The organism is Fictibacillus sp. 18YEL24, from assembly GCF_015903855.1.
Classification (GTDB): Bacteria; Bacillota; Bacilli; order Bacillales; family Fictibacillaceae; genus Fictibacillus; species Fictibacillus phosphorivorans_C.
The window spans coordinates 435,849-452,102 of record NZ_JACZDT010000002.1; the positions used below are offsets into that span (position 1 = coordinate 435,849).

A 16,254-nucleotide genomic window follows, 5' to 3' on the forward strand; every position below is an offset into this window, starting at 1 on the left:
GCAAAGGGGTCAATTTTTACTTTTTTTCCAGCTTCACATCATGCTTCTTCGCTAACTTTTCCACATCATTCTTGTAGTCTCTCATCATTTTACGAGCGGTATTTAATTTTTCGTTTGCTTCATTAATCATTGTGCTGTCTTGGTTTTCGATGGCAGATACGATCAGCAAAAACGCACTTGCTTGTATATTGGCTGCCTCAATAAAATTTTCATGTAGTTTTCTTAATTCCTCCGTATCAATTTCTACAGCCTCTAGTTCTTTAATAAACTCGTTGTATGAAGGTATGATCTCCACCTTCAGCGCATCATAGAGCGTTTGGTCATCGGTATAATTTGAACCTGTCACATTATCATATTTTCCTATAATAGTTGATTCTTCTTTGCCAATAGTAGGCATTTCCTCGTTTACATAGTTCAGTAAATCATCCTTTATGGGATCGCCACATCCCGATAGGATGCAAATCAGAAAGAGAACACTCGCTAACACGTATTTTCTCATTAGCCACCTCCCTCAATCACTGTATTCAACGCGAAAATTGTCCTATTACCTAATAATGGATTTAAGCCGAAGACACGATATCAAATTTCTTCATGCATTGAAAAGTTCTTTAGAAATAGTAAAATGGATATATTTTCAACCAATTGGTTCTTTAGACTTAAGAGTAAATTAGCCATTAAGTGTATGCTCAGAGAGTTGTGTTTTTGATAGTAATACATATTTTTACATATAAACAGGTTTCGTAACTGTCGAAAAATGGTAAATAAGAAAATGTGAAGAAATTGGAAGATATATAAATAAAAGGAGTGGTCGGTTTGTTGAAAGCAAAATCTAAATCTAAGTTCGTGGTTGTCGCTGGTTTATCTGCAGTCCTATTGCTAAGCGGATGCGGAGATAGCGAGAAAGCATCAGGAGATAAGGAAGAGAAAGAAGTAAAGGTTGAAGAGAAAGCAAAAGCTGCTGACGAACCTAAAAAAGAAGAGAAAAAAGAAGAAAAAAAGGAAGAGCCAGCAAGCAGTGATTCTGGCGAAGTATTGAATCCATACATAGAAGAAGATACAGGTGGAAAAGCTGAAGTCATATATACAAATAGCAATCCTGGCTTCGTCAACGAAGGTAGCGGCTTTAAAGTAACGATCGATGAGTATCAGCTTGTAAAAGTGACGGGTATGAACGAGTCAACAGCTAGCCGTTTTGATAATTCACCGAACGGTTATATCCTCACGGCACGTATGTCAGTTGATAACCAATCTGGAAAAGATGTTTATTTTAATGGAACAACGAACATTCGTTTAACCGATAATCTGACGTACATTCCATCAAACACTAGGAATTTTATTGAAGAAGGAAAAGGACTGCGTCCGAAAACCTATTCTGAAGGAATCGACGGAAATAATAACATGTATAAAGCTGGTGAGAAGACGTCTGGTCTGATCACGTTCATGATCACAGAAGCTGATTACCAAACGATGACGAGTGTAAAACCAAAGTTCGTTATTGAAGCAAGCGCTGCACCAAACAAAGATTTCAGTGGTATGCAAGATTTTATGCAAGAAAAGATCTTTGATTTTGCATATAGCGGGGAACAAGCAAAGGCATCCGCAAGTGAACAAAAGTTCTACCCAGACTTAATGTCAGCTAACAACCTAGCAGACAAGAAGATGATCTTCGAGAAAACAGGCATCGGACAAAAGCAAACAGTCGGTGACATGGAAGTGACGTTAGAAGGCGTTCAGTACACAGAAGTCATCCCAACGGCAGGTAACGAATCGCGCTTTGAAGATGCAGAGTTGGTTGCGTTAACGGTTAAAACAATGATTAAAAACAACGGTAAAAAAGAGATCGACATCTATAACGTACCTGGAAAAGTAACCATCGATAAAGACCGCGGATCAGCATTAAGCAATGCATTCGCAGAGCCACGCGATCCAAAGAGTGTGAAGCCAGGCGAAGAGAAAGAAAAATACACGGTATTCTTATTCCGTAAAGACGAATTCCAATTGTTCAAGTCATTCGACATGGAGTTTGGACCGTTCTTTGGAGACGGAAAGTACCTGTTTGGCGAGAAAAAAGCGAAGTTTACGTTACCGAGGTAACGGATTTGAGGGCACTCCTGGATTTGGGAGTGCTTTTTTGTGATCATTTTGAAGCTTGTCGGTGAAAGATGGTGTTTTGTAGGTGGTAGTGCGGGCTTTACCGGTGGTTAGGTGTAATTCTTAGGTGCTTACAAGATGTTTACAGGTGAAAACACCACTTCTATCGGTGAACGTGTAACAGATTATAAAATCACGTACCGTAAAGCTATCCAAAATCAGAAACGTTTCAGGGACTAGCGATAGGGCCATAATTGTTTTAAGATAGCTGTAGAAGATAAGAGGCTATTTTTAGGAGGAACCATGCTACAAAAATTCGGTTTTTCACAATACGAAAGTCAGGTGTTCGAGGTTCTTGCGTCAAGCGAGGAGCCAATGGACGCGACAAATATCGTTAAATACTCGGGTGTCCCGAAATCCAAGATATATGAAGTACTATCGCGCATGATTGAAAAAGGCATGGTCCTAGATTCGGTGTCAGAAAAGAAGAAGTTGTATACCGCGCTACCGCTATCAATCGTGATTGAGAAGCTGACGACAGAGTTTCAGGAAAACGTGGAGCAGCTCAAAAATAGTACGTCGAAGCGAAAGTTTTACGATGAACACGTTTGGAGTTTGAAGGTAGATTCGTCGATCCGCGCGCAAACGAAGCAGCTTTTGCAGACAGCGGAGAAATCCATTCGCGTATCTGGCTGGCAAGATGATATTCAAGAGATCCTACCGATTCTGCAGGAAAAGGAAAAGCAGGGCGTGGATGTGGAAGTGCTTGTTGTCGGTGAGTTGGAGTCTACGCTGTCCCACGTGCACACGTTGATTCCAGCGCAAGAGCATCACTCTCTAGAGCGTTTTCGTCTTGTTGTTGTCGATGAGACAGAAGTCATCTTTGCAGGGATGGAAAGTCAGAGCTGGCAAGCATTGAAGACCAAATCTCGACCATTTATTAAAGTTTTCATTGAGTTCTTTTATCATGATGTGGCGCTGGCGAAAATTACGGAGAAGCATTCGGAACTGATGATGAATGATGAAGAGATTAAGAGCGTATTGATGAAGTTGAGGTATTAAAGAGGATAGGGCTGACCACAAAAGAGCACTTCACGTGATCTTTGGAGGTCAACCCTATTTCATTTTGTAATCTGATAGTGTGGAAGCCGATTCCTATGAGTCAAAATGTGTTCTCTATGGGTCGTAACTAGTCACCTATGGGTCAAACGAAGAGTTCTATGAGTCAAAAAGGGAAGTCTATGAGTCAAACCTCAATCTATGGGTCAAACTCATAGGTCTATGAGTCAAAATGAACATCCTATGGGTCAAACGAGCAACCCCATCAATCAAACTTGTTGCACCATAAACAATCAACCACTACATATTCAAATTAGTATTCCAGTCCGCATTTCGCAGCGGGCTGTGTTTAGATGTCAGAAGCTTGGTGAAGGTTGGCTCTATGATCTTAGTGAATTCTTCTGCATCAGCAGCAGATTTTTGAAGAAATTGTCCTCCTGCAATAAAAGATGTCACATACTCATTCCAGTTTGAAAAGAGTGATTGTGCCTGCTCAGCAGCACGCTGGGATCGTTCGTTCCGGTCCTTTCTAATCAATGACAAGTGTTTGAAATTACTCCACAATAAAGTAGCTGATCTTGCGTACATCTGGTTGTTATAGATGCAATAGGATATATCGTACGCCGCAATACCATGTTCGTTTAAGCGGTTCATATAACGACGAACGACGCGGTACTTGTGAGCGGTCTCTGAATCTAGTGAATCAATAAGTGAGTTCTGTTCACTCTCTGTTAATTGTAATAGCTCTTTCTTAATCGAAGAGAACCTCTTTTGAAAGCCATCCGTAAGAAGCCAATCCAACTTTTTAGACGCAATCTCTTTATCTATTTTTCCAGATGAATACAGAGCCCCGATCCTGCTAACACCGTATTTAGGATAATTCACAGCCCAATAGTACGATCCCATGCCTTTAAAGCAGAGTACAGCGAGCGAATCAATGAAAAGAGACTTGTTTTGCCGACGTTTTCGTTTTTTAAACACGTGTATGCTCCTCTCTTATCGAAGTCCTCGAAAGATTTTTTTCCATTCTCGCCAAATAAAAAAAATAGAAACGAGGAATACAATCGACCAGATGGCTGGCCAAAAAATAAAGTCGTAAAAGTCCTGATCTGATGAGATGAACAAGTTAAGAATAAACATGAACATGAGCCAGAAAGGGTTTGTTTTCTCATCAATCTCACTAACCGTGTTATAGCTGAAATAGGCGAGTACGAGGGGGATGAGCAGCCTCCATCTTAACTGGCTAATCAAGAAAATAAGCATTTTTTTCTTGAGAGAATAATAGTTCATCTCTTTCTTTAATTGGCTCTTCGTTATTCGATGCTTTAGCTTTTTGCGTACCTTGCGAGTATGTAACAAGCGATTGATCTCGGCCAACATGGTGATCGCTTCTGCATCATAGGGTTCGAGTTCTCTAATCCGTGTGAACTGTTTACGCGCTTCAAGCAGTCTTTCTTGCTTGAAAAAGGCGTGTCCAAGCAGACTGATCACGTCCGTGTCATCTGGCCACGATGAAATCATATCGGAGAGTAGTGTCTCTGCTTTTTCATATTGTTCACTCTTAACGTACACAGTCGCGAGAAGAAACTTCGCTTCTTTGGTGTCTTGATGATGGAGCAACAGATGAGCTGCCTGGTCAAAGTCTTTTCTTAAAAGGAAAATCTGCGCCAAATGAGTAATAGTTTGCTGATGAACGGGTCGCAGGGAATAAGCTTTTGAAAGAAAAATTTCCGCCTCGTCGTAGGCTTGCTGATGTCTAGCCAGCAGTCCTTGGATGAGCAACAAATCAGGGTCACCTGAGAAAATTTCTTTAGCAGCTGCCGCCTCATTTTCTGCTGAATACATGTCTCCTTCAAAAAACGCGTCGAAGGCTCTTTCTCTTGCTCGGAAGAATTCATCATGATGAATGCCTTCTACATTTGCCGCAAATTCAAATGATAAATCGAAAGAGGATTCTATCCGTTTTTTGTAATAAGGAAAAAATCTTTCTTTTGTTTCTGTATCAAGATCATCCAAATCCTCTTTCATCATCTCGTACCATTGGAACTGGTTCTCGAGAAGAAGCCAAATTTTCTTTGGTAGGAGATGATGTTCGGATATAAAGTAGAGAAGTTCATCGCTCACTTCCTGCTTGTGCTCGATGCTCCATAGCAGTTCATCATCTAAAAGCTTCAGCCATGCTTCTTCCGAAATTCTTGACGTGATATCGTTATAAAGACTCTCAACCTTTTCCATGAATGTTTCGATGGATTTTAGCGATTCAACATCTGGCAAGATAACAGGAGTTAATCTTTTTTGTTCTTGATTGTAATAGGTAAGAGAGGATTCGGGTCTTGATGCTCCTACAACTACGGAAGTTTCAGCATGTGCCGGAACTCGCTCTCTTCTCTTTAAATCTTGTTTGGCACGATCAAAAGCTTCCCGAAGTCTTTGATAGCCCTCGGGATCATCTTCTGGGTGGTGAACCTTCAGTTGTTTTGAATAGGCTTTTTTGATGACTGAAAGGTCGTCTGTTGGTTCGATGCCTAAAATGTCCCAGTATCCGTTCATACGGTCAGCCAGCTTTCTGCTTGATCGAGATCTTCTTTACATTTTGCAGCTGCTCGCTTGATGATATGTTCTTGTTGTGTCGAGAGAGCGAGTTCAAACTCCTCCAGAATTTTGGCTGCTAACAGTCGTTTTTCGCCGATTGATTCTTCGTATAATCGCTCCCCCCGTGCGAGGATCAGGCGGTTTTCTGTACGTTCACGTGGATGGATCTTAATGTCTTTCAGCTTTTCCATCCTTGCTTGTATTTCTTCAGGAGTCATACTTCCGTCCTTTTGCTCGATTACCATCTTTTTCACCTGTCCTGTGCTAAGTGTGGTGACCTCCACTTCGAGCAGTCCGTTCACATCGTACGTAAACCGGACATCTATGGGCTCTTGGCCTGCAGGTGCAGAAGGAATCTTAACAGAAAGTGCTCCGAGTTTTAGGTTATTTTCAACCAGCCGGCTTTCTCCTTGGTAAATATCGATCGTGAGCTTTTTTTGATAATCGTCGATCGTGGCATAACGTTCAACCCTACTAACTGGAATGGGGGTGTTTCGCTCGATGATCGGACTGTAGTGACCGATAGAATATTGGTTCTCGCCTAATTTTTTTGTCGTATTGATGCCAAGCGAATAAGGACACACATCGGTTAAAATCAGTTCGTTTACCGCTTCGTTTCGTTCTTTGAGAGCTACTTGAACGGCCGTACCAAGACCCACGGCTTCATCGGGATGGATGGAGGTAAAGGGCAGGCGGCCGAACAGTTTGCCGATCGTTTGTTTGATCATCGGCATCCTTGTCGCGCCACCAATTAAGATCACAGTATCAACGTCATCTGGACGCATATCGGCATCACGAAGTGCACGTTCCACCGGATTTCGTAAGCGGAGGATGAGTGGCTGTATGAGCCGGTCAAATTGCGCTCGAGTCACTTCTAGGCTATGAGTCGTATCATTCACGTTCAAGGTCATTACCGAACTCTGTATGTTTCCGCCGAGATCGCGTTTACACTGCTCAGCTTGTTTGAAAAGAGCAGAATGAGCATAAGCATCCAGATCATCGGATGAAAGATTTCTTTCGTTCATAAAAAAGTTCATTAAGGAGTCAGTAAAATCTTCACCGCCTAAAAAGTTGTCACCGGCAATGGATTTCACCTCCATCACTCCTTCAAAAAGCTCGAGGATGGAGACATCAAACGTTCCACCACCAAGGTCGAAAACAAGAAATTTCGTATCATCTTCTTTTTGATGTAAGCCGTACGCGATGGCAGCAGCTGTCGGTTCGCTGATCAGTCGGTCAACTGTAAGTCCTGCAAGTTCGGCCGCATATTTGGTTGCTTTTCGCTGTTGATCGTTAAAATACGCAGGTACACTGATTACCGCATTTGTGATAGATGTGTTTAAATGAGCTTCTGCATCGCGCTTTAATGATTGAAGCACAAAGGAAGACAATTCTTCAGGTGTGAACTCCAAACGTCCGAGTCGGTATATTTTTTTCGTTCCCATGTGGCGTTTGAAAGCTGAAGCTGTAGTATGTGGGTGGGTGATCAGCCGTTCCTTGGCGATATCACCGACTAAGAGCTCTCCGTTGTCATCAACGCTGACAATGGATGGAGTTAGGTTATGGCCGAGTACATTTGGGATGATAACGGGTCCGTCTTCTCCCCAATATGCAACAAGGCTGTTGGATGTTCCAAGATCAATTCCAATCGTGGTCATTCGATCTTCCCCTTCAATCATGGCTATTTTTTGCTATCAGTATTATATAGCTCATTTTCTGGAAATTCAAACCAAATGGTGGGTGGGAAGTGGAGTAAGGGGCGTATATTTAAAGGGTAATGATATTTGTATTTGAAATAGCAACAATACTATACCCATCATAACTAATCCAAAAAACACAGCTCGTAGATTTCATGTTTACGATAACCGTTTGTTTTTCCCTGTCAAAACGGGAATTTGCAAATTTTCTTTTTCCATTACTAAAAACATCATGCTTAAACGACCATAACACCAGATTATTTGAGCTTCCGTTTCCATAGAAGTAAGGGAATAGAGCATTAAACTGTTCATGGTTCTCGATTTTCATTTTATAAAAGCAATCATTCTTTTTTTCCGGCGGAATGGTTTCATAGTGTACTTGTAGGGATTCACAATCTTGCTCGAGTTCTTTTCTTTGATCATTATAGATTTCTGCCATCACGAAAATGGGAAATTGATTTATTTGCTGCATCCATTGAGTTGTTAATTTTTCTGGATTTGCTTCCCTTATCAGAGAACACTCAACAATATATTTCTTTGGTCCATCAATGGCAAAAGGGAAATAGCCACCTTCATCCGGCGCGTCTGAAATAGAATCATTGGGTATGATTTCTAGCTCGATTTTCATTATAAGGCTCCTTATCTATGATCGTTAACATGATTGTATCAAAGATAGATGGAACGCGGTCTATGGAGTGCGTAAGAAAAAGTCCACAAAAAAAGCCCAGAATCAACTCTGAGCTTTTACATCTTAATTTTAGTTTTCTTCAGAACTCACAACTTCCAAAGCCATCTCAATCATGTCGTTGAACGTTGTTTGGCGCTCTTCCGATGTTGTTTCTTCACCTGTGAAGATGTGGTCACTTACTGTTAGGATCGATAGTGCATTCACACCGTATTTCGCTGCGATCGTGTAAAGTGCTGTTGTTTCCATTTCAACTGCTAACACACCGTTATCGGCAAGCTTTTTCACGATATCCATGCTGTCGCGGTAGAAAAGATCAGCTGTTAACACGTTACCTGCTTTGATCTTCAAGCCTTTTGCTGTTCCAGCTTCATATGCTTTTCTTAAAAGATCGAAGTTTGCGCAAGGTGCGAAGTCGATGTTAGGAAACGCCAAGTGGTTCATGCGAGAATCCGTTGATGCTGTCATCGCAAGGATTACGTCACGTACTTTTACGTCTTGTTGGATCGCACCACACGTACCAACGCGGATCAAGTTTTTTACCCCATATTCACGGATTAACTCGTTCGTGTAGATCCCGATCGATGGAATCCCCATGCCTGTCCCTTGAACAGATACGCGCTTTCCTTTGTATGTTCCTGTGAATCCAAGCATGCCGCGAACTTCGTTGTAGCATGTTACGTCTTCTAAAAATGTTTCTGCAATATATTTTGCACGAAGCGGATCCCCTGGTAATAGGATGCTTTCTGCGATTTCACCTTGTTTAGCTCCGATATGAATACTCATTTGTTCACCATTACATCACTACGATTGTAATGGTTTCACCTCCTCAAAAGATTGTAACTTACCAAAAATTTCTCTACCTTCATCATGCCATAGTTTTCGCAACCTAGCTAATAGTATGTGCAGATTCTTCAGTGCGGCGTGCTTTTTTTGTCATAGAAAGCACAGCGGTTCCGAGTGCTAAGATGATCAGCAGTCCGCCGACCGTTGCGTTGTTCTCGACAGATGCGTTCTCAATCACGATTCCACCGATCATGGACCCAAACGCGATTCCGAAATGAAGCGCCGAGTTGTTTAGACTCTGCTGAATGTCGGATGTTTCAGGTGATGACTCGATCAGATAGCTCTGCATCGCAGGCGTAATCGCCCAGCTGAGCATGCTCCAGATCACCATGACCACTAAAAATAGCGGAAAAGCAAACGTTGTATAAGGAATCATAAAGATTGAGATCGCAAAAACAATAATAACGCCAATAATCGTAGGTTTTGTGCCGAATTTGTCAGCGAGCATACCGCCGATTCCACCACCAAAGACCGCAGCAACACCGAATATTAAGTATACGATGCTCACCCATGTTCCGTTAAGTCCGAGCGCAATTTTTAAAAATGGAGTCAGGTATCCGTATAACGTTAGATGACCAGCTAAGAACAGGAACGACGTAATCTGTGCAAACAAGATACGTCTGTTTTTTAACGTGCGCAGCTGTTCTTTGATCGGAATCGCTGGTTTTGGAGCCAACGTATTCATGAAGAAATGCACACCGAGTATGGATAGAACGGTAAGTGCTGTGATTAAGATGAAAGGCGCGCGCCATCCGAAAGCATTTCCGAGCATTAAGCCGACTGGTATGCCGAGTACAAGCGAAGCACTGATCCCCATGAACACCACGCCAATCGCGCGAGCTCGGTATTTTTCTTCCACGATGTTAGACGCCATCGTCACACAGAGTACAACGAGCAATGAACCACTGACCGCGGATAAAATTCGTGCGATAAGCAGCATCGAATACGTCTGACTCACGATCACGAGTGCGTTTCCTATTAGGAACACAAATAAAGAGATGATCGTTAGTCGTTTTCTCTCGATGTGAGCTGTCATCGTGAGCAGAATGGGTGCCGCGATGGCAAACACGAGCGAGAAGATCGTGATCAGAAAGCCCGCTTTACCGAGACTAACGTCAAGATCTTCAGCGATCAGGTCAAGGATGCCGCCGATGATCAACTCGACCATCCCAACTACAAACGAGACGACCGTTAACAAATAAACACGTTTGTTCATATTTTATCTACCTTCTTTTAAGTCTGATATAAAAGTTACCCCTGTAATGGTAACTTATTTTGAGTATGGTGGCAATAACGAAAATGATGTTAAAAATAGGGTTTGGTTGGGGCGGGGAGTTGGAGTGGACAGTAAAAATAGGGAAGTGGACAGTAAATGTGTAAAAGTGGACAGTATTTCATAGAAAGTGGACAGTAAAACTCAAAAAGTGGACAGTATTTTCATGAAAGTCGACAGTAAGGGCTTGTAGAGGCGGGGGTGCACCCCGAAATTGCGTCTACATCCGGGCTGATCATATGGTTGGCGACTGTAATCTGTCGGATTCGAAGATTAATCTGTCCAATTACCCCCACAATCTGTCCAGTTCGGCGGATAATCAGTCCAATTCAAAATATCTTGCTAAAAACCTCTCACAGCTCATCCCGCAACACCCCAAATCCTCACAAACCCACCCACCACCACGAAGAACTAAAACATCCAAACCTCGTTTTGATTGCACAATTAAAGGAAAAACTTCATGTAAAGGAGGTCGCGCGTGAAAAGTATACATAGTCGTTTGTTGCTCATGCTGCTAGGTTTTATTATCGTGCCGTATTTTTTAACGATTTTTCTTATATATGCTTATACGAAGAACAGTGTTGAAGAGTATGAACTCAACAACAGCAAGATGCAGCTGGAGAAGAATGCGGAAGACCTCCAACAATATTTTGATGACATGGTGAATCTGCCTTTTATTTTGTATCGTAATCCAGATCTGTTCCGCATTTTTACCGAGGGGTTTGAAGACTCGATCTATTTTGATCAGGATTCGGTTGAGAAGAGTATTGAGACGTTTTACTTAACGAGAAATGAGATTCGCCAGCTCCGGTTTTATTTAAATGAAGGAAAAGAGTCGTTTACCGTTTATAACGCGACTGTTAGTACACGAAAACCACAGCCGGATCTACTGAACCAAGAACACATTAAACAATTGTTTAAATCCAATAAAAATTACCTGATCGAGCCGCCGCATGTGATAAAAAACTATAACAATGCGGCGATCATTCCAGAGTCAGACCGTACGAAGGTGTTAAGCATTCATCATAAAATAAAGGAAGTGCCGTCTGACAAGTTTCTTGGAATCATGACGATGGACATCAGTTTAGGTGAGTATTCAAAAATCGTGAGTAATTTAGCGGGAGAAAACGGGTCATCAGCTTATCTGATCAATGATCAAAATGAAATTATGTATGCGACGGATTCTTCATTAATAGGTAAGCGTGTTCCATCAGATCTAAAAAGTCGGATCCAAAAAGGCACAACTGATAAAGAAATATCGTTAACAAAGACATTAGATGGACCAGTTGAAGGCTGGAAGTTAGTGAAAAAAACGCCGAGTGACGTGTTGTTCCGGGATGTTCGGAAGACGGCGACCATCAATATTATTGTCGGACTTGGTGTGGGCCTTTTAGGTCTTCTCATGATCAGTTTCATCTCATATAAAATTTCTCGACCGATTCGCGAACTGAGTGAGAAGGTGCGCGGAATTGAAGGAGGACATATCACAATACCATTTGAGAACAATCGGCAAGGTGAGATAGGGCACTTGGAACGACATATTAAAGACATGACAGATCGGATCAATCTTCATATCAATCGTGAATATAAATTGGAAATCGAGAATCGAAGAAATCAGTTTCGTGCGTTGAAGTCACAAGTGAATCCACACTTTTTGTTCAATGCTCTGCAATCGATCGGTGCGGTGGCGCTTCGTTCCAAGTCACCGCAAGTGTATGGACTGATAACGTCGCTGTCTAAGATGATGCGTTATTCCATGCAAGCGAATCAGTGGGTGAGCGTGCAGAATGAAGTGGATTATATGAAGGCTTACCTCAATCTGCAACAGGCCCGATTCGGAAAAGAGCTTAATTATTCGCTGGATTTTAGTGATGAGGTACTAGAGAGTAGGATTCCAAGTATGATTTTACAACCGCTCGTTGAGAATTTTTTCAAGCATGTGTATGAAGAGGGATATTACGAAGCGCAACTGACGGTTTCAGGTGAGCTGAAAAGTGATTCAATCTACCTGGTAGTCGAAAATTCTGACGGACCTGAAATCACAGCGAGCGATTTAGAGCGTTTACGAGAAAACATTTATCGATCAGCATCGGAAGGTACCCCTGTAAACGAGCATATCGGACTGAAGAATATATATCAGCGACTGATTCTAAACTATGGCACGCGAGCTAATTTCCTTGTAGATCAGCTGAATGGACAAGGTTTTTCGGTAACGATCGTCATTCCAAAAGAGCTAAGCGACGAGCCCACAGTTTAGTGACAGAAAGTAGGGAAACGAAGATGAAGGTGTTGATAGCTGACGATGAGTTCAATGTCCGCGATGTGATCCGGTATATCGGGAAATGGGATGAACACGGGATAACAGAGCTTTTGGAAGCAGCAAACGGAAACGAAGCGAAGAAGGTCATCGAGAAAGAGCAGCCGGAGATTATTTTTACCGATATTAAAATGCCTGGCATGAGTGGCTTGGATCTGATCGAGTGGCTGGATTCTATCGCGTATGAAGGTAAAGTGGTGTTGATCACAGGTTACGATGATTATCAGTTTATGAGAAAAGCTATTCAGCATAATAGCTTCGATTATCTATTAAAACCAGTCGAGGATGAGGCTTTTAACAACGTGCTGAAAAAAGCAGTTGCGGCTTATGATGAGGAAAGCAAGTCTCGTCTGTATCAAGAGGACGCGGTCAAGATTCGATGGAGTCAGACGATGTTAGCCGCTTGTCTCGGTGAGCCGGCGGACCTCGACTTTATCGCCTCAAACCTGCCGTCATCGGAAAAATATGATTTTACATTGTTAACGTTCTATCAGATGCATCAGCCTGCGCCTTATATCGAAAAACTGGCTGATGAGTTGGTGGAGCAGGAAATCGGGAATGCTGTGATGCTGCCGGATGACAGTAACCAAAGTGTGCTCATCACCTTGCCGGAAGAGTGGTTTTTGGTAGAAGAGAGTTTAAGCCGTGAGCTTGATATTCCGGTGCGTCTCGTAAAGTGTGAACTGCAGTCCCTTCAGAAGATTCACGAGAAATATAATCATCTTCAAAGTGAACTCGAAAACCAGAACTACCGGTCGATTCAGCGGTTGGACGAACTTGAAGCGAAACAGCGCATGAACGATATTATTTCGTATGTTGAAACATACTACATGGAAGATATGAGTTTAGAGAGACTAGCGAACCGGTTCTTTTTCAGCCGGGAGCATATCTCTCGTAAATTTAAGCAAGAAACGGGCATGACGTTGTCCAAATATATAACAAAATTGAGGATTGACCAGGCGAAACGTTGGTTGAAGGAAAGTGATGAAAGCATCTTTTCGATATCAACGATGCTCGGGTATCAAGATGAAAAATACTTTTCTAAGCTTTTTAAAAAAGAAGTAGGGATAACACCGTTTGAGTTTCGAAATGGTGAAAAATCATAAGCTGAGAGTTTTTAATAGAAAGGGGTGATTCCAGAAGACATGAAAAAGCAGTATGTAAGTATCGGTATGATAGCAATCCTTCTCGCGGGTTGTCAGACAGAAAGTGATACGATGCCCCAAAAAGAAGAAAAGGTAGAGAAAAAGGTCGTTCTCGATATCCGAAATCCGAAAGTAGAGATTGCCTCTGAATTTGAAGAGCTCGCGAAAGTATATGAAAAAGAAAATCCCGAGATTGATATACGGATTCGTACGGTCGGAGGAGCAGCTGATGATTATTCCGACTTAAAAGCAGAACTTGCTTCAGGTAAGGGACCGGACATTTTTACAAACACAGGGTATGAGAATGCTGAGACGTGGCGGCCGTACCTAGAAGATTTGTCAGATGAGCGATGGGTCAAGGAAGTCTATCCAGGTACGCTGGACGCGATTAAAATGGACGGAAACGTGTACGGAATGCCTATGAATTTAGAAGGTTACGGCTTTATTTACAATAAGCAACTGTTTCAACGTGCAGGAATTGAGCAAGTACCAGAAACACTTCCTGAACTGAAAAAGACAGCGGCGATGCTAGAGACAAAAGGAATCACCCCGTTCGCTACAGGCTATTATGAGGACTGGAAGCTCGGTGTCCACTTATTAAACGTGGCTTTTGCGAGACAGAAAGATCCTGATGCTTTTATAAAAAAGTTGAATGCAGGTGAAGTTCAAATTCCGGATAACCCCTTGTTTCATGATGTGATTGATCTGTTGGATGTTACGCTGGAATATGGAAACGCCGATCCGTTAACGACGGATTACAACATGGAAGTGGACCTCTTTGGGAAAGGGAAAGCGGCGATGATTCTTCAAGGAAACTGGATTCAGCCGATGATCGATGAACGTGCTTCAGACCTAGAGGTTAGCTTTATGCCAATACCGATAAACGAAGAAAAGTCAGATGAGCTAGTTGTCAGCGTGCCGAACTATTGGGTTGTGAACAAGCAGGCAGATTCAACAGATAAGAAAGAAGCGAAGCGATTTTTAAACTGGATGGTGAGTTCTGAAAAAGGGCAAACATTCATCACTGAGCGCTTTAAGTTTATCCCGGTTTTTAAAAACATTAAAACGGATGACTTAGGTCCGCTTGCAAAAGAGACGATAGCCGCATACAAAAAAGGCAACACACTGGATGCTAACTGGAACGGTTTTCCCGCAGGGGTGAAAGAAGAGTTTGGATCTGCCATGCAGATGTATGTAGGGAAACAACTGGCACGTGAGCAGCTGTTACGAGAATTTCAGCTTTCTTGGGACAGAGCGCGTGAAGCACAAGAGTGATGAGACTCCTTGATAATAATGGGTTCTTTTATGAATGGGAAAACAAGAAAAAAACATATCAAATCGCATATCAATTAGCACTATAAATCGCAACGAAATTCGTTGCGGTTTTTTCTTTGATATAAAGAAATTTTGGAGAAATCACACCACTTTTATTACCATAATTAGCACGCTAATCCGCATACGTTTTAGCAATATGTCAATAGCGATTGGCACGGTACGTTTTGGTATACTAAACCATTTGTTAAATCACTTACCTATTGCGGCGAAAAAGGATTAGACGACGGCTAAATTGAATTTATAATAAAATTAATAGTATGCAACCCTTATTCAAAAAACGTAGCAGGATTATTAAAAAAAAAGCTATATGTAAATGATTGTCTAATTTAATTTGATATGATTGGGGCGTTATAACAGTGATGACGATGAATTTTACCGTAGTTGAGGAATTAAATGATAACCAATTAGAAGAATTACATAGTTTGTTTAAAAATGAATGGTGGACACAAAATCGTCAACCTTCTGAAATTAAGCAAATGGTAAACAACAGTGGTGTAGTCATTGGATTGATTAATGACGAGTCAAAAGAATTAGTTGGCTTTGCAAGGGTAATTACAGACACTCTTTATAGAGCATTTATTTTTGATGTAATTGCAAAAGAGAGTTATAGAAACAGTGGTATTGGTACAATTTTAATGAACAATATATTATCTCATCCCCTTGTAAAAGATGTTGATAGAGTAGAACTTTACTGCCCTGACAGGCTAATTTCCTATTACGAAAAATTTGGGTTTTCAACAGATGTAAACGGAAGTAACTTAATGAGATATAAAAAACAATAAATGAACTAAAGTTATACTTGTTGAAGAATCGTGGCCAAAATTACGTTTACTGAACTAACAGACAGGTTAATTTAACAAGACTATAAATAAGTAGACCATCAGTATTCTAATTGGAGGATAGGAAGATTGTCAGACTTTATTAAAACGACCAGACAAATATCTGGTCATTTTTAATGTCATTTACATATCCAATTTTAGTGCTATTTCACCTGCTAATTGGCTTGCGAATTACGATTTTCTCCTCCAAAAGAGACCCCGTTACATTAATAAAGGTTCTTTTTTTATTTTGTTTTTATCGGCATCGGATGTCATTTTGTCCCTACCTCATCATTGACAAGGTGATTGGAGTGTAAGGTGCGAGACTCTCTCAACCTCTTTCATAAACACACCCATCGTTATATCAATATAAGACGAAATCCTCATCAATCTATG

The 16,254-nt window shown here is 41.5% G+C and carries 13 protein-coding genes; 6 read left to right on the plus strand and 7 right to left on the minus strand.

The window, feature by feature from the left end; translation table 11 throughout:
- Window positions 1–16: 16 nt before the first annotated feature.
- Entirely contained in the window at window positions 17–499 is a 483-nt protein-coding gene (locus tag HU823_RS07655) for a hypothetical protein (protein WP_197221668.1), read from the minus strand.
- A gap of 314 nt (window positions 500–813) precedes the next feature.
- On the opposite strand from HU823_RS07655, the gene HU823_RS07660 reads away from it, so the two are divergent.
- A complete protein-coding gene (locus HU823_RS07660) occupies window positions 814–2,094 on the plus strand; it encodes a DUF5068 domain-containing protein (RefSeq protein ID WP_197221669.1) in 1,281 nt (426 codons plus the stop codon).
- A gap of 300 nt (window positions 2,095–2,394) precedes the next feature.
- The gene (locus HU823_RS07665) at window positions 2,395–3,153 is read left to right on the plus strand and encodes a TrmB family transcriptional regulator (protein ID WP_197221670.1); all 759 of its coding nucleotides are present in this window, start codon (window positions 2,395–2,397) and stop codon (window positions 3,151–3,153) included.
- Between the two features lie 297 nt (window positions 3,154–3,450).
- On the opposite strand, the gene HU823_RS07670 is transcribed toward HU823_RS07665, so the two are convergent.
- The 6 genes from HU823_RS07670 to HU823_RS07695 form a co-directional block, all read right to left on the minus strand.
- Window positions 3,451–4,131 (minus strand): DUF1266 domain-containing protein, encoded by a 681-nt coding sequence (locus HU823_RS07670; protein ID WP_197221671.1) that lies wholly within the window; start codon window positions 4,129–4,131, stop codon window positions 3,451–3,453.
- Window positions 4,132–4,146: 15 nt separating this feature from the next.
- Window positions 4,147–5,700 carry a J domain-containing protein gene (locus tag HU823_RS07675; RefSeq protein WP_197221672.1) on the minus strand — a complete coding sequence of 518 codons (1,554 nt, stop codon included), beginning with the start codon at window positions 5,698–5,700 and terminating at the stop codon, window positions 4,147–4,149.
- Window positions 5,697–7,400 carry a molecular chaperone HscC gene (locus tag HU823_RS07680; protein WP_197221673.1) on the minus strand — a complete coding sequence of 568 codons (1,704 nt, stop codon included), beginning with the start codon at window positions 7,398–7,400 and terminating at the stop codon, window positions 5,697–5,699. The genes HU823_RS07675 and HU823_RS07680 overlap by 4 nt, the downstream gene beginning before the upstream one ends.
- Window positions 7,401–7,509: 109 nt before the next feature.
- Entirely contained in the window at window positions 7,510–8,067 is a 558-nt protein-coding gene (locus HU823_RS07685; RefSeq protein ID WP_197221674.1) for a hypothetical protein, read from the minus strand.
- 129 nt (window positions 8,068–8,196) lie between these two features.
- The gene (gene deoD / locus HU823_RS07690) at window positions 8,197–8,910 is read right to left on the minus strand and encodes a purine-nucleoside phosphorylase (protein ID WP_197221675.1); all 714 of its coding nucleotides are present in this window, start codon (window positions 8,908–8,910) and stop codon (window positions 8,197–8,199) included.
- A gap of 103 nt (window positions 8,911–9,013) precedes the next feature.
- A complete protein-coding gene (locus tag HU823_RS07695; protein WP_197221676.1) occupies window positions 9,014–10,186 on the minus strand; it encodes an MFS transporter in 1,173 nt (390 codons plus the stop codon).
- A 535-nt stretch (window positions 10,187–10,721) separates the two neighbouring features.
- Here HU823_RS07695 and HU823_RS07700 point away from each other — a divergent pair.
- The 4 genes from HU823_RS07700 to HU823_RS07715 all read left to right on the plus strand — a co-directional run bounded on the left by HU823_RS07700 (window position 10,722) and on the right by HU823_RS07715 (window position 15,822).
- Window positions 10,722–12,500: a sensor histidine kinase gene (locus HU823_RS07700; RefSeq protein WP_197221677.1), complete on the plus strand. Its 1,779-nt coding sequence runs from the start codon at window positions 10,722–10,724 to the stop codon at window positions 12,498–12,500.
- Window positions 12,501–12,523: 23 nt separating this feature from the next.
- Window positions 12,524–13,666, plus strand: coding sequence for a response regulator transcription factor (locus HU823_RS07705; protein WP_197221678.1), 1,143 nt, complete (start codon window positions 12,524–12,526; stop codon window positions 13,664–13,666).
- A gap of 39 nt (window positions 13,667–13,705) precedes the next feature.
- Entirely contained in the window at window positions 13,706–14,980 is a 1,275-nt protein-coding gene (locus tag HU823_RS07710) for an ABC transporter substrate-binding protein (protein ID WP_197221679.1), read from the plus strand.
- Window positions 14,981–15,399: 419 nt separating this feature from the next.
- Window positions 15,400–15,822 carry a GNAT family N-acetyltransferase gene (locus HU823_RS07715; RefSeq protein ID WP_231607388.1) on the plus strand — a complete coding sequence of 141 codons (423 nt, stop codon included), beginning with the start codon at window positions 15,400–15,402 and terminating at the stop codon, window positions 15,820–15,822.
- The last annotated feature ends 432 nt before the right edge of the window (window positions 15,823–16,254 follow it).